Raw genomic sequence first — 13698 nt, 5'->3', positions numbered from 1 at the left:
GTCAGCCCTTGTACGCCTTGGCCGCGTCGGCCTCCAGCCGGGCCTGGGTCCCCGCCACGTCCTTCGGGTTCTTCAGGAAGTCCTGGAGCGCCTTCCACTCGCCCTTGCCGGGCGTGCCGCCGAAGGACTGCGGCATCTGGTCCGACATGTCGAAGCGGAAGGAGTCGCCCGAGCCGATCAGCGCCTTCGCGATGGTCCGCTGCACCTCGTTCGGATACGCGGCCGGGTCCAGCGCCTTGTTGGGGGACAGGAAGCCGCCCTCGGCCGCCCAGATCCGCGCCGCGTCGGGCGAGGCGAGGAAGGTGAGCAGCGCCTGCGCCCCCTTGGTGTCCTTCAGGGCCACCGCCGCGTCGCCTCCGGTCACCACGGGCGCGGAGCCGTCGCCGACGGCCGGGAACGGGAACACCTTCGCGTCCGTGCCGATCTTGGCGCCGGTCTCGGCGATGTTCACGGCCGAGAAGTCGCCCTCGAAGACCATGGCGGCCTTGGCCTGGTCGCCGCCCGTGAAGGTCTGCGTCACGGACACCGGGAACTCGGTCTGCAGCGCGCCGTTGGTGCCGCCCGCGATGAGGCCCGGCTTGCCGAACAGCTCGGCGAGGGTGGTCAGCGCCTGCGCCACGGACGGGTCGGTCCACTTGAGCTGGTGCTTCGCGAGCCGGTCGTACTTCTCCGGCCCGGCCTGGGAGAGGTAGACGTTCTCGAACCAGTCGGTGAGCGTCCAGCCGTCCGCGCCGCCGACCGAGACGGGCGTGACGCCCGAGGCGGAGATCGTCTCGGCGGTCGCGAGGAAGTCCTTCCAGGTCTTCGGCTCGGCCGCGCCGGCGTTCTCGAAGGCGGCGGTGTTGTACCAGACCAGGGACTTGTTGGCGGCCTTGAAGTACACCCCGTACGAGGTGCCGTCGACCGCGCCGAGGTCCTGCCAGCCCTTCGAGTAGTTCGCCGTCAGCTGGGCCTTCGCCTCCGGCCCGAGCGGCTTCAGCCACTTCTGCGCGGCGGCCTGCTGGATCGCGCCGACCTGCGGCAGCATCGCCACGTCGGGCGGCGAGCCGCCGGCGATCTTCGTCCCGAGGAAGTTCACGATCGGGTCCTGGGCGGGCACGAAGGTGACGGTCGCGCCGGTGCGCTTCTCGAACTCCTTCAGGACCTTGGTGAAGTTCGCCTGTTCGGGGCCGGTCCAGACTGCGGCGACCTCGATCTTCTCTCCCTTGAGGGAGGGCAGCGCGACGCCGGGCGCGCTGGTCTTCGGCGCAGGCTTTTCCGGGCCGCCGTCGCCGTCGCCGTCACCGCCGCCTCCGCAGCCGGCCGCCGCGAGCACGGCGACCGCCGCCAGCACACCGAGTCGAAGAGTTCTGCCGTTACGCATCCGAGCCCCGCCTCTCCCGCGTCTTCCGGTCCCGTGCCCTCAGGTCTACGCGCGGCGCCGGAGGGCCGCAAGGCCGCCTTCGGGGTGGGGCGGGGGATCGTGATCGGCTCGTGACGTGCCGTCAAGTGCGGTACGGGGGTGGGCTGGAGGGGTGGTGGAGGCGGGCTTGAGGGGGACTCGGTCCGCTGTCGTGGGTGCGCGGGGGCCGTTCCGGTGGCCGCGTCCGGGACTGCATGATTTACGGCGCGGTCGGGTGCCGGAATGGTCGAACGCCCTTGTCCCGCGCCACAAATCACGCTTTACGTCCCGAACGCGGCCCCCTGCACGTCCCCCGCTCCCGTCCGGGGGCGCACCCTGGCGGTCACACCTTGGGGGTCACACCCTGGGAGTGGGTGGGTGGCTCCCTCGCGGGGGGGGGGGGGGAAGAGAGGGATCAGGCCGGGGCCGGGGACACCAGCGGCGGTATCGGGGTCGCGTCCACCGAGCGGGCCGCGCGGTCGAGGGCGCTGGCGAGGAGGGCCAGGTCGGTGGGGCCGTTGCCGAGTTCGCGGACCGGGCGGCGGGTCGGCGGGTCGCCCATGCGGTCCCATTCCAGGGGGACGACCGTGGGGCGCAGGGTGGCCGTGCGGGGGATGCGGCCGGTGACCCGGCCGGTCTGGAACGGGGTCACTCGGCCGTCCGGGTGACCCAGTCGGCCGCGCCCCGGCTGGGGCTCGTCCGGGCCGGGGGCCGCGGGCGGCGGGTCCAGGACGATCCGGAGCCGCGCGCCGTGGGCCAGCTCGGTGTCGGCCGTGCGGTCCGGGCGGGCCGAGGCCGCGATCAGGTGCACCCCGAGCCGCGCCCCGTTGCGCGCGACCGCCTCCAGGGCCCGCACCACGGACCCGGCCGCCGGCCGGCCCGGCGCGCCGAGCGCGGGGGCGACCAGGGCGTCGAAGTCGTCCACGAGGACCACCAGCCGCGGCAGCGCACCCGCCCCCTCGGCGGCGGGCCCGCTGCGCACCGGGTCGGTGCGGCTGCTCGCCGTGTCCCCGAGCAGGCTGTCGGTGGTGAGCCGCAGCGTGCGGCTGCTGGGCCGGTCACCGAGCAGGTCCGCGCCAGGAGGTGGAGTGCGGTCGCCGGTGCTCGTACGCGGGAGGCGTCCGCTCGGGCGGTCGCCGAGGAGGTCCGCGCCCGGCGGCGGCGTGCGGTACCCGGCCGTGTCGGCCTGCTGGTCGTACACCTCGCGGCCCGCCGTGCGGTGGCTGCGGGTGCTGGGGACGTCGCCGATGGCGCCGTCGGCGGCGGTGCGCAGGGTGCGCCCGCTGGGGCGGTCGGCGCCGGAACGGGCGTCGGGGACGCGGGCGGTGGCCCGGCCGCCGGCCGGCGGGACGGACTCGGCCGGGCTCGGGGAGCGCTGGCCGATCAGCCGGGCCGAGCGGCGGTCGGCGAAGTGGGCGTCGCCGAGGAGTTCGGCGCGGCGCTTCAGCTCGGCGCCGAGCGCCTGGGCGAACTCCCGCATCCGCACCGGGTCGGAGGCCACCAGGTGCTCGGTCACGTGCGGCAGCTCCGTACAGGCCGCCAGGCCCTCGCCGCGCTCGCCGCCCGCGCCGTCGACGAGGAGCAGCCCGAGGCGGTCGGGGCGGGCCCCGGCGGCGAGGGAGGCGGCGACGGCGCGCAGGAGTTCGGTGCGGCCGCTGCCCGCCGGGCCCTCGATGAGGAGGTGCGGGCCCTCCTGGGTGAGGTCGACGGCGACCGGGCCGCGCGGGCCGGCGCCCAGGACGGCGGTGCCGTCGGCGGCGGAGGCCCAGCGGGCCATCAGGGAGGCGGGCGTGGCCCGGGCGAGGCCGAGCTCGTCGAGCAGCCGGGCCGACAGGGGCAGCGCGGCGGCCGCCCGGCCCGTACCGGTGCCCGCGCCCGTCTCCGTACGCAAGGGGGCGAGGGCGCGGCCGAAACGCTCGGCCCAGGCCACCGACACCGCGTCGACGACGCCGACCGTGCCGTGCCCCGCGGCCCGCCCGCCCGCCGTGCGCAGCAGCCGCAGCGCGGTCGCCACGTCGCCGCTGAGCAGGGCGGCCGCCCCGCACTCGCGGAAGGCGAGGGACGCGGCGCAGGCCGTCTCGTAGGTGGCGGCGACCGGGGAGGCGGGGGAGGCGGCGGGCGCCTCGGCGAGGCAGAGCAGATGGATGCCGGCGGCGGGTCCGGCCCCGGCGAGCCGCGCCGCAGTCTCGCGGAGCGCGGCGGAGCCCGGGTCGCCGTCGACGATCACGACGGTCTCGGGGCCCTCGTGGCGCGCGGCGGCCTCCGCCACGGCGGCGCGGTCGGCGCTGGGCCAGCCGGGGCCGAGCGGCCCGTCGTCCAGCCGCCGGGTGAGCTCGGTGAACCGGGCGTGGGCCTGGTCGCGGTCGTACGCGAGGAGCAGCCGGCAGTCCTGGCCGTGCGCCGGGCGGGTGTGCGGCAGCCAGCCGAGCCAGGCCCAGTCCCGGCGCCGCTCCTCCAGGGGGCGGTTGCGGTCGGCGCTGACCAGGACGATCTCCAGGTCGGCGGGGGAGTGCAGGGCGGCCAGCTGGGCGACCACGGAACGGGCCAGGCCGCCGAGCCGGGGCGCCGGCCCGGCGAGGCCGAGCGAGCCCGCCTCGCGCAGCCCGACGGTGACGGGCACGCCGGACAGGTCGGCGCGGTCGGTCGTGCCGAGCCGGACCACCAGGGCCTCGGGATGGCCGGGGCCCCGCTCCCACAGGCGCCGGCCGGGGCCGAGCGCGGTGAGCAGGACCGCGGCGGGATCCGGCCAGCTGTCGGGGGCGGGCAGGGCGGCGCCGTCGCCGCCGGCGCCGGGGCGGGCGCCGGCGGCGAAGGCCGGGACCGGGGCCACGCCGTACTCGCCGTCCCGGTCCTCGTCCCGGCCGCCCGCGAGCCGCCGGGCCCAGGCGCCGAGGCCGCGGCGGCGGGTCTGCCGGGTCCTGCTGTGGGACTCGGCCTCGCCGGCGGAGTCGGAGTCGGGGTCGGCGGGCTCCTCCACGCGCGCGTGGGCGGGGGAGTCGTGGGAGTCGTCGCCACGGTCGTGGTCCTCGTCCTCCACGCGTCCGTACGGTGCGGGGGCCGCGCCCGGCTCCGCCGTACCGCCCGGGGCCTCCGGGGCGCGCAGGGCGACCCGCAGATGGCCCTCGCCGTCGGGGGCGGTCGGCAGCCGGACCTCGTCCGTGGCGGAGTCGGCGCCGGGGCTCGCGTCGGCGCCCCCGCCCGTACGCGTACCTGCACTCGTGCCCGTACCGCCGGACCCGCCGGGGGACAGGCGCAGGGCGGACTCGCCGACCCGGAGGGTGCCGCCGGGCGGGAAGCGGACGGGCCGGGGGCCGACCGGGGCGCCGTCGAGGGTCGTGCCGTTGGTGGAGCCCTGGTCGGTGACCGTGACCCGGCCGTCGGGGCCGACCGTCACGGTGCAGTGGACCCGCGAGACGTCCGGGTCGTCGAGCGGAACGTCCGCGTCCACAGAACGGCCGATTCTGATCGCTCCGCCGTTCGCCCCGCCGTGCAGCAGATGCACCCCGCCGGCGTCCGGGCCCGCCACCACGTGCAGCCGGGCCGGGGCGCCCTCGCCCATGACCTCGGCCATGACCTCGTCCGGGCCGGGCACCTGGAGGGAGAGCACCGCCCCGTCGACCAGCGGCGGCTCGCCGAGCAGACAGCGGCGGGTGTCGAGGCGCTTCTCGCCCGCGTACAGCACGGTGGTGCCGGAGGAGGAGGTGTCGGGGCCGGAGACGGCCGCGGCGAGCGAGGAGGCCACGGCGGCCAGCTCGGTCCCCGCGGGCGCGGTGACGAGCACGTCGCAGGCGCGGCCGGCGCCGTGGCCGGCGTGCGGCGCGAGGACGGTCAGCCGGATCTGCATCGCCGTCAGCGGTCCCTTCTGCGCGGCGCGCCCGGCAGGGGACAGGACCGCTGGCTCCCCCCACCCGGCGCGGACGCGTCGTCCGGTACAGGTCGGCACGGGGCCGGGGCTCCCGACCCCGACACGACGTGCTGTACGCATCCTCGCACCTGCCACTGACAACCCGCCCCCGGGTCGCCTCCAAGTGATCTTGTTCGGTCGCCGATGGACGCTATTTCGCCTGGTTGCGTATGGCTCGCAGCACTTACGGCAACCCCGGCCGTGCTTCGGGCGTCTTGGCTTAGGACGGGTTTCGGACGCTCCTCGGGTGCGTTTCGGACATGTACGGCACCGGTGCGGCATCGGTACGGCACCCGGGGCGGCCGTGGAATCGGCCGTCCTGCGGACCGTCGATGACACGTTCGGCGGCACGGGAGAGGCCCTAAAGTGGGTCGGACACCCGGACGGGTCACAGAACACACAGGGACTCCGGGGACACTTCGACGGACCACCCCAGGACCACGATCAGCAGGGAGCGCGTGACGTGCGGCCTATCGGCAGCAAGTACCTGCTCGAGGAGCCGCTCGGCCGCGGCGCCACGGGCACCGTCTGGCGAGCCCGCCAGCGTGAGGCGGCCGGCGCCGAGGCGGCGGTGGCCGGGCAGCCCGGCGAGACCGTCGCGATCAAGGTCCTCAAGGAGGAGCTGGCCAACGACGCGGACATCGTGATGCGCTTCCTGCGCGAGCGGTCCGTGCTGCTGCGGCTCACCCACCCCAACATCGTGCGCACCCGCGACCTGGTCGTGGAGGGCGATGTCCTCGCCCTCGTCATGGACCTCGTCGAAGGCCCCGACCTGCACCGCTACATCCGCGAGAACGGCCCGCTCACCCCGGTCGCCGCCGCGCTGCTCACCGCGCAGATCGCCGACGCGCTCGCCGCCAGCCACGCCGACGGCGTCGTGCACCGCGACCTCAAGCCCGCCAACGTGCTGCTCGCCGAGCAGGACGGCGGCATGCACCCGATGCTCACCGACTTCGGCATCGCGCGGCTCGCCGACTCCCCGGGCCTGACCCGCACCCACGAGTTCGTCGGCACGCCCGCGTACGTCGCCCCGGAGTCCGCCGAGGGCCGTCCGCAGACCTCCGCCGTCGACATCTACGGCGCCGGAATCCTTCTGTACGAGCTGGTCACCGGCCGTCCGCCGTTCGCCGGCGGCACCGCCCTGGAGGTGCTGCACCGGCACCTCAGCGAGGAGCCGCGCCGCCCGTCCACCGTGCCCGGCCCGCTGTGGACGGTGATAGAGCGCTGCCTCAGCAAGGACCCGGCCGGGCGCCCGAGCGCCGAGAACCTGGCCCGCGGTCTGCGTACGGTCGCCGCCGGCATCGGCGTGCACTCCACCCCGGCCCAGATCGAGGCCGCCGACGGCGTCGGCGCGCTGCTCGCCCCCGACCCGGCGCCCGCGCCGGTCCCGGAGACCCCGGGCATGGGCGCGGGCGTGGACCCGGCGGGTGCCACCCAGGTGCTGCCGGCCGGTTCGGCCGCCCCGGCGGGCGCCGGTGCCTACGACCCGGCCGCGCCGACCAGCGTGCTGCCGACCGGCGGCCCGGCCGGCGCCGCCGACCCGACCGCGGTCATGCCCCCCGTACCGCAGGACCCGCCCGGTCCGCGGCCGGAGGACCCGCACCCCTGGCAGACCCAGCTCGGCGCGCTCCGCGACCGCAACGAGCAGACCCAGGTGCAGTACCTCGACCCGAGCGAGGACCCGCTGCGGCGGCGCCCGCAGCGCCGGGCCCAGCCGCAGCAGCCCCCGCAGGGGCAGGGTTACGGGCAGCAGGCGCCGCTGGGGGCACCTCCCGGGCCGCAAGGCCCAGGGGGCCAGTACCAGCAGCCGCAGCGGCCTCCGCAGCCCCAGCCGTACCAGCAACAGCGCCAGCCCCAGCCCCAGCCGTACGCGCCTCAGCCGCCGCAGCTGGGGGCACCTCCCGGGCCGCAAGGCCCAGGGGGACAGTACGCGCCGCAGCCCCCGCAACAGCAATACGTGCCGCCGCAGCCGCCCCCGCAGGCTCCGGCGCCCGCGCCCGTACCGCGCGAGCCGCGTCCGCCGCGGCAGCGCAGCGCGAACCCCATGCGCATCCCGGGTCTCGGCTGCCTCAAGGGCTGTCTGTTCACGATCGTGCTCTTCGTGGTCGCGGGCTGGCTCATCTGGGAGCTCACCCCGCTCCAGGACTGGATCGCCTCGGGCAAGGGCTACTGGGAGACGATCGGCGACGCCATCAGCTCCTTCACCGACTGGGTCTCCTCGCTCGGCGACAGCGCGAGCGGCACCGGAGGCGGCGGTGCTACCGGCGGTAGCGGGCAGTAGGAGGGCCCCGGCGGACGGTCGGGGCATCGATTTGTCGACTTCCGAGGGGTGATTTCCCCTCGGAAGTGCCGGTCGACGCCCTCGGACGCGTAACTTTGACGCGAACCGCAGCCGCTGAGGGAGCAGTCTTGGCACGGAATATCGGCAGCCGCTACACGGCCCACCAGATCCTCGGGCGGGGCAGCGCCGGCACGGTGTGGCTCGGCGAGGGCCCCGAGGGCCCCGTCGCCATCAAGCTGCTGCGCGAGGACCTCGCCTCCGACCAGGAACTCGTCGGCCGTTTCGTCCAGGAGCGCACCGCGCTGCTCGGACTCGACCACCCGCACGTCGTCTCCGTCCGCGACCTCGTCGTCGACGGCAACGACCTCGCGCTCGTCATGGACCTGGTCCGCGGCACCGATCTGCGCACCCGTCTCGACCGCGAGCGCCGGCTCGCGCCCGAGGCCGCCGTCGCGATCATCGCCGACGTCGCCGACGGTCTCGCCGCCGCCCACAAGGCGGGTGTCGTGCACCGCGACGTCAAGCCCGAGAACATCCTGCTCGACATGGAGGGCCCGCTCGGCCCCGGCGGCGCCCACCCCGCCCTCCTCACCGACTTCGGCGTCGCCAAGCTCATCGACACCCCCGGCCGCACCAAGGCCACCCGGATCATCGGCACCCCCGACTACCTCGCCCCCGAGATCGTCGAGGGCCTGCCGCCCCGCGCCGCCGTCGACATCTACGCCCTCGCGACGGTGCTGTACGAGCTGCTCGCCGGGTTCACCCCGTTCGGCGGCGGCCACCCCGGCGCCGTCCTGCGCCGCCACGTCACCGAGACCGTCGTCCCGCTCCCCGGCATCCCCGAGGAGCTGTGGCAGCTGCTCGTCCAGTGCCTGGCCAAGGCCCCCGCCTCCCGGCTGCGCGCCTCCGAGCTCGGCAGCCGGCTGCGGGACGTGCTGCCGATGCTCAAGGGCATCCCGCCGCTCGACGTCGACGAGCCGGACGCGGACCCGGCGACGGAGCCGGAGGACGAGCCGTACGCCACCAACGGCGGCACGGGCGGCACCGGCGAGCCGGCCCCGCGCCGTGCCGCCGTCCCCCTGGTGCCGGGCGCCTCCACCGACTCCAACCGCGACACCCACACCTCCATGCGGGTCCCCGGCCCCGACGAGCTCTCCGGCGGCCCCCTCGGCACCGCCCGCGCCCCCCGCTCCGCGAGCGCCCGCCGCCCCGGCTCCGCCCGCCACAAGGCGGACGCGGTCCGCAAGCGCCGGATCACCCTCACCGTCGCCGCCGTCGTCATCGCCGGCGCGCTCGGCGCCGGCGGCTACGTCGCGGCCACGGCCGGCGACGACGCCCCACCGCAGGACACGAAGCAGTCGCAGCAGCCGTAGGAGGCGCCTCGCGGGGCCCGGGCGGGGCCTCGCGAGGCCTGACGGCCGAAGAGGAGTCCGGGTCGGGGCGCGGAGCCGTTACGCTGGACGCGTGGCAGTCGTCGATGTATCCGAAGAGCTGAAGTCCCTCTCCTCGACCATGGGGTCGATCGAGGCCGTCCTGGACCTCGAGAAGATGAGGGCAGACATCGCCGTGCTCGAAGAGCAGGCCGCGGCCCCGTCCCTGTGGGACGACCCGGAGGCGGCGCAGAAGATCACGAGCCGGCTCTCGCGCCTCCAGGCCGAGGTCCGCAAGACCGAGGCGCTGCGCGGCCGCATCGACGACCTCGCGGTCCTCTTCGAGCTGGCCGAGGAGATGGACGACCCGGACACCCGGGTCGAGGCCGAGACCGAGCTCGTGTCGGTCCGCAAGGCCCTCGACGAGATGGAGGTCCGCACCCTCCTCTCCGGCGAGTACGACGAGCGCGAGGCGCTGGTCAACATCCGCGCCGAGGCCGGCGGCGTCGACGCCTCCGACTTCGCCGAGCGCCTCCAGCGCATGTACCTGCGCTGGGCCGAGCGCCACGGCTACGGCACGGAGATCTACGAGACCTCGTACGCGGAAGAGGCCGGCATCAAGTCGACCACCTTCGTGGTCAAGGCCCCGTACGCCTACGGCACCCTCTCCGTCGAGCAGGGCACGCACCGCCTGGTGCGCATCTCGCCCTTCGACAACCAGGGCCGCCGCCAGACCTCCTTCGCGGGCGTCGAGGTCCTCCCGGTCGTCGAGTCGTCCGACCATGTCGAGATCGACGACTCGGACCTCCGCATCGACGTCTACCGCGCGTCGGGCCCCGGCGGCCAGGGCGTCAACACCACCGACTCGGCGGTGCGCATCACGCACATCCCGACCGGCATCGTGGTCTCCTGCCAGAACGAGCGCTCCCAGATCCAGAACAAGGCGAGCGCGATGAACGTCCTCCAGGCCAAGCTCCTGGAGCGCCAGCGCCAGGAGGAGCGCGCCAAGATGGACGCCCTCAAGGGCGACGGCGGCAGCTCCTGGGGCAACCAGATGCGTTCGTACGTGCTGCACCCCTACCAGATGGTCAAGGACCTCCGCACCGAGTTCGAGGTCGGCAACCCGCAGTCCGTCCTGGACGGCGAGATCGACGGCTTCCTGGAGGCCGGCATCCGCTGGCGCAAGCAGCAGGAGCAGACCGCGTAGCCCTGACGCTCCGACAGGGACCGACCGACGGCCCCTGGCCCCCTCACCGAGGCGGGCCGGGGGCCGTCGGCGTACCCGGCGGCGCGTGTCCATGATTCGCTGGCGCAAGCGGTGCGTTGGTGTTCCTGACGCTTTGTCGACATGGGAACTGCTCTGGTGGGGCCGGGAGTTCCGGGTTTACGTCACAGTTGCATCGTTGCATGGCGGGCAGAAGTGGATCTTTCGGGCATCGCACGCGCAACGACCTTGACGTGTCTCCGGAAACTCGGAAGGGTGGCAAGCGGCATGCGTGAATCTGGGGCGCGTGTGAACGGGGGCAGGTCCAGTGCTTTGTGACGTCCCCGGTGTCCGGTGGCCCCGAGCGCAGCTCTACAGACGATTTGAGCTACTGGGGGTAGCAGCCAGATGACCAAGAAGACGCGGATCCGCGTCGCGCGGATCGCCGCCGGTGCCGTCATCGCGGCCGGTGCGTCGCTGACCGTCGCGGGTGCCGCTCAGGCCGTGGGCGGCGTCGGCGCCGACATCACGGTGACGGACGAGAGCGTGGACGTCGGCCTCGGCCTCAACGAGGACGAGACCAACGGCGGTAACACCAACGAGGGCAACACCTCCGTCGGCAGCATCGAGGGTGCCTCGACGGGCACGTCCTCGGGTACCTCGACGGGTACGTCCACCGGTACCTCGACGGGCACGTCGACGGGCCAGGAGGGTGGTACCTCGACGGGTACGTCCACCGGCACCTCGACCGGCACGTCGACGGGCACGTCGACGGGCCAGGAGGGTGGTACCTCGACCGGTACGTCCACCGGCACCTCGACCGGTACCTCGACGGGCACGTCGACGGGCCAGGAGGGTGGTACCTCGACCGGTACGTCCACGGGCACCTCGACCGGTACCTCGACGGGTACGTCCACCGGTACCTCGACGGGCACGTCGACGGGCCAGGAGGGCGGTACCTCGACCGGTACGTCCACCGGTACCTCGGCGGGCACGTCGACCGGCACCTCGTCCGGCACCGGTAACAACGGTGGCACGGGCAACAACGGCGGCACCGGTAACAACGGTGGCACGGGCAACAACGGCGGCACCGGCGACAACGGTGGCTCCGGCGACAACGGCGGGTCCGCCACCAACGGTGGGTCCTCCACCGATGGCGGCGCCGGGACCTGCACCGTGGACCTGGACGGCGCCGAGTGCGTCGACAACAACCCGGGCACCAACAACGCCGGCTCGCAGCCCGTCGAGCAGGGCAAGGCCAAGGAGGAGCTGGCCGAGACCGGCGCCGCCGAGACCTCGTTCCTGATCATCGGGGCCGCCACCATGATCGCGGGCGGCATCGGCTTCCGCTTCCTGCCGCGCCTCGTGACCGGCGGCCGTACCGCCGTCTGATCCTTTCAAAGGCACAGAAGGGCCGGAGGTGCTTTCCAGCACCTCCGGCCCTTCCGGTATGCGTCGTGGCCTCCGCAGAGGCTCCTGCGGGCTCCTACACCCCCCGCACCGCCACCAGCAGCGTCATCGCCGCCACCAGTGCGATCACCAGGGTCAGCAGCATCGCCGGGGTCAGACCCGTCGGCTGCGGCAGTCGCTCGCGGTTCGCGCGGCAGACGGGGCAGCGGCCCTCCGCGACGGGGGCCGCGCAGTTGGCGCACACCAGCCGGTCATAGGTCATGCGCTCTCCTCCTCCCGCACACAGGTCCTCGCACAAGGATCCTTATCAGGACAACGCCCGGCACGATCCGTGCGTTCCCTTTACCACTGTGCCAGCTCCGGAGCTTTTCGGCGCGCCCCATGAGCACGCGGGCGCAAGGACGAAAAGGATAAAGCACACAAGCCCGGACCGCGACTGCGCGGGCCTTCCCGGTTCGCGTATGGTCACGCACACCTACTCCCGGCCGACCGTGGTGCATCCGTGATCCGATTCGACAACGTCTCCAAGTCCTATCCGAAGCAGAACCGCCCCGCGCTCCGGGATGTCTCCCTGGAGATCGAGAAGGGGGAGTTCGTCTTCCTCGTCGGTTCCTCCGGCTCCGGAAAGTCGACCTTTCTGCGGCTGATCCTCCGCGAGGAGCGCGCCAGCCAAGGTCAGGTGCACGTCCTGGGCAAGGACCTCGCCCGGCTGTCCAACTGGAAGGTGCCGCACATGCGCCGCCAGCTCGGGACGGTCTTCCAGGACTTCCGGCTGCTGCCCAACAAGACCGTCGCCGAGAACGTGGCCTTCGCCCAGGAGGTCATCGGCAAGCCGCGCGGCGAGATCCGCAAGGCGGTGCCGCAGGTGCTCGACCTGGTCGGCCTCGGCGGCAAGGAGGACCGGATGCCGGGCGAGCTGTCCGGCGGTGAGCAGCAGCGTGTCGCCATCGCCCGGGCCTTCGTCAACCGCCCGATGCTGCTGATCGCGGACGAGCCCACCGGCAACCTCGACCCGCAGACCTCGGTCGGCATCATGAAGCTGCTCGACCGCATCAACAGGACAGGGACCACCGTCGTCATGGCGACCCACGACCAGAACATCGTCGACCAGATGCGCAAGCGCGTCATCGAGCTCGAAAAGGGCCGCCTCGTCCGCGACCAGGCGCGCGGCGTCTACGGCTACCAGCACTGAGCGGACAGGGAGAAGTCACACCATGCGCGCTCAGTTCGTGCTGTCGGAGATCGGGGTCGGTCTCCGCCGCAATCTGACGATGACCTTCGCCGTCATCGTGTCCGTGGCCCTGTCGCTGGCCCTGTTCGGCGGGGCGCTGCTCATGCGCGAGCAGGTCAGCACGATGAAGGACTACTGGTACGACAAGGTCAACGTCTCCATCTTCCTCTGCAACAAGAGCGACGGGGCCACCTCGCCCAAGTGCACCAAGGGCGCCGTCACCAAGCAGCAGGCGGACCAGATCGAGGCCGATCTGAAGAAGATGGACATCGTCGAGTCGGTCCACCGCGAGTCCGCCGACGAGGCCTTCAAGCACTACAAGGAGCAGTACGGCGACACGGCCATCGCGTCCGTCGTCACTCCGGACCAGATGCAGCAGTCCTTCCGGGTCAAGCTGAAGGACCCGGAGAAGTACAAGGTGGTCGCGACCGCCTTCGCCGGCCGGGACGGCGTCGAGTCCGTCCAGGACCAGCGGAACATCCTGCAGAACCTGTTCGACCTGATGAACGGCATGAACATCGCCGCACTCGGCGTGATGTTCCTGATGCTGATCATCGCGCTGATGCTGATCGTGAACACGGTCCGCGTGTCCGCCTTCAGCCGGCGCCGCGAGACCGGCATCATGCGGCTGGTCGGCGCGACCAACTTCTACATCCAGATGCCGTTCATCATGGAGGCCGCCTTCGCCGGTCTGCTCGGCGGCGCGGTGGCCTGCGTCATGCTGATGGTCGGCCGGTACTTCCTGATCGACCACGGCATCGCGCTCGCCGACAAGATGCAGCTGGTGAACTTCATCGGCTGGGACGCGGTCCTGGCCAAGCTGCCGCTGGTGCTCGCGATCGGCCTGCTGATGCCGGCCGTCGCCGCGTTCATCGCGTTGCGCAAGTACCTGAAGGTGTGACAGTTCACTCGCGCTG

At 73.5% G+C, this 13698-nt stretch carries 9 protein-coding genes; 6 read left to right on the top strand and 3 right to left on the bottom strand.

Annotated features, from left to right (window positions below; genetic code table 11):
* Nucleotide 1: 1 nt before the first annotated feature.
* Nucleotides 2–1363, bottom strand: a complete 1362-nt coding sequence (locus tag JAO84_RS13410; RefSeq protein WP_370413067.1) for an ABC transporter substrate-binding protein — start codon at nt 1361–1363, stop codon at nt 2–4.
* A gap of 433 nt (nt 1364–1796) precedes the next feature.
* Entirely contained in the window at nt 1797–5225 is a 3429-nt protein-coding gene (locus JAO84_RS13405) for an FtsK/SpoIIIE domain-containing protein (protein WP_370413066.1), read from the bottom strand.
* A gap of 523 nt (nt 5226–5748) precedes the next feature.
* On the opposite strand from JAO84_RS13405, the gene JAO84_RS13400 reads away from it, so the two are divergent.
* The 4 genes from JAO84_RS13400 (at nt 5749) to JAO84_RS13385 (ending at nt 11532) form a co-directional block, all read left to right on the top strand.
* Nucleotides 5749–7566 carry a serine/threonine-protein kinase gene (locus tag JAO84_RS13400; RefSeq protein WP_370413065.1) on the top strand — a complete coding sequence of 606 codons (1818 nt, stop codon included), beginning with the start codon at nt 5749–5751 and terminating at the stop codon, nt 7564–7566.
* 128 nt (nt 7567–7694) lie between these two features.
* The gene (locus tag JAO84_RS13395) at nt 7695–8939 is read left to right on the top strand and encodes a serine/threonine-protein kinase (RefSeq protein WP_370413064.1); all 1245 of its coding nucleotides are present in this window, start codon (nt 7695–7697) and stop codon (nt 8937–8939) included.
* A 91-nt stretch (nt 8940–9030) separates the two neighbouring features.
* Entirely contained in the window at nt 9031–10143 is a 1113-nt protein-coding gene (gene prfB / locus JAO84_RS13390) for a peptide chain release factor 2 (RefSeq protein WP_370413063.1), read from the top strand.
* A 405-nt stretch (nt 10144–10548) separates the two neighbouring features.
* Nucleotides 10549–11532 carry an LPXTG cell wall anchor domain-containing protein gene (locus JAO84_RS13385; RefSeq protein WP_370413062.1) on the top strand — a complete coding sequence of 328 codons (984 nt, stop codon included), beginning with the start codon at nt 10549–10551 and terminating at the stop codon, nt 11530–11532.
* 94 nt (nt 11533–11626) lie between these two features.
* Here the strand turns inward: JAO84_RS13385 and JAO84_RS13380 are convergent, their stop codons facing one another.
* Nucleotides 11627–11812, bottom strand: coding sequence for a hypothetical protein (locus JAO84_RS13380; protein ID WP_265868055.1), 186 nt, complete (start codon nt 11810–11812; stop codon nt 11627–11629).
* A gap of 240 nt (nt 11813–12052) precedes the next feature.
* On the opposite strand from JAO84_RS13380, the gene ftsE reads away from it, so the two are divergent.
* Together ftsE and ftsX are read left to right on the top strand one after the other, a co-directional pair.
* Entirely contained in the window at nt 12053–12742 is a 690-nt protein-coding gene (gene ftsE / locus JAO84_RS13375) for a cell division ATP-binding protein FtsE (protein WP_128983761.1), read from the top strand.
* A gap of 22 nt (nt 12743–12764) precedes the next feature.
* Entirely contained in the window at nt 12765–13682 is a 918-nt protein-coding gene (ftsX, locus tag JAO84_RS13370) for a permease-like cell division protein FtsX (protein WP_370413061.1), read from the top strand.
* Nucleotides 13683–13698 lie beyond the last annotated feature (16 nt).

Source organism: Streptomyces fradiae (genome assembly GCF_041270065.1).
Lineage (GTDB): Bacteria > Actinomycetota > Actinomycetes > Streptomycetales > Streptomycetaceae > Streptomyces.
Note: the sequence above shows the minus strand (reverse complement) of the source record. Positions and strands in the feature narration are given on the sequence as shown.

Bases quoted from the DNA above. Each gene is read 5' to 3' on its own strand.
- JAO84_RS13410 (WP_370413067.1), bottom strand. From the start codon at position 1,363: ATGCGTAACGGCAGAACTCTTCGACTCGGTGTGCTGGCGGCGGTCGCC.
- JAO84_RS13405 (WP_370413066.1), bottom strand. From the start codon at position 5,225: ATGCAGATCCGGCTGACCGTCCTCGCGCCGCACGCCGGCCACGGCGCC.
- JAO84_RS13385 (WP_370413062.1), top strand. From the start codon at position 10,549: ATGACCAAGAAGACGCGGATCCGCGTCGCGCGGATCGCCGCCGGTGCC.
- JAO84_RS13380 (WP_265868055.1), bottom strand. From the start codon at position 11,812: ATGACCTATGACCGGCTGGTGTGCGCCAACTGCGCGGCCCCCGTCGCG.
- ftsX (WP_370413061.1), top strand. From the start codon at position 12,765: ATGCGCGCTCAGTTCGTGCTGTCGGAGATCGGGGTCGGTCTCCGCCGC.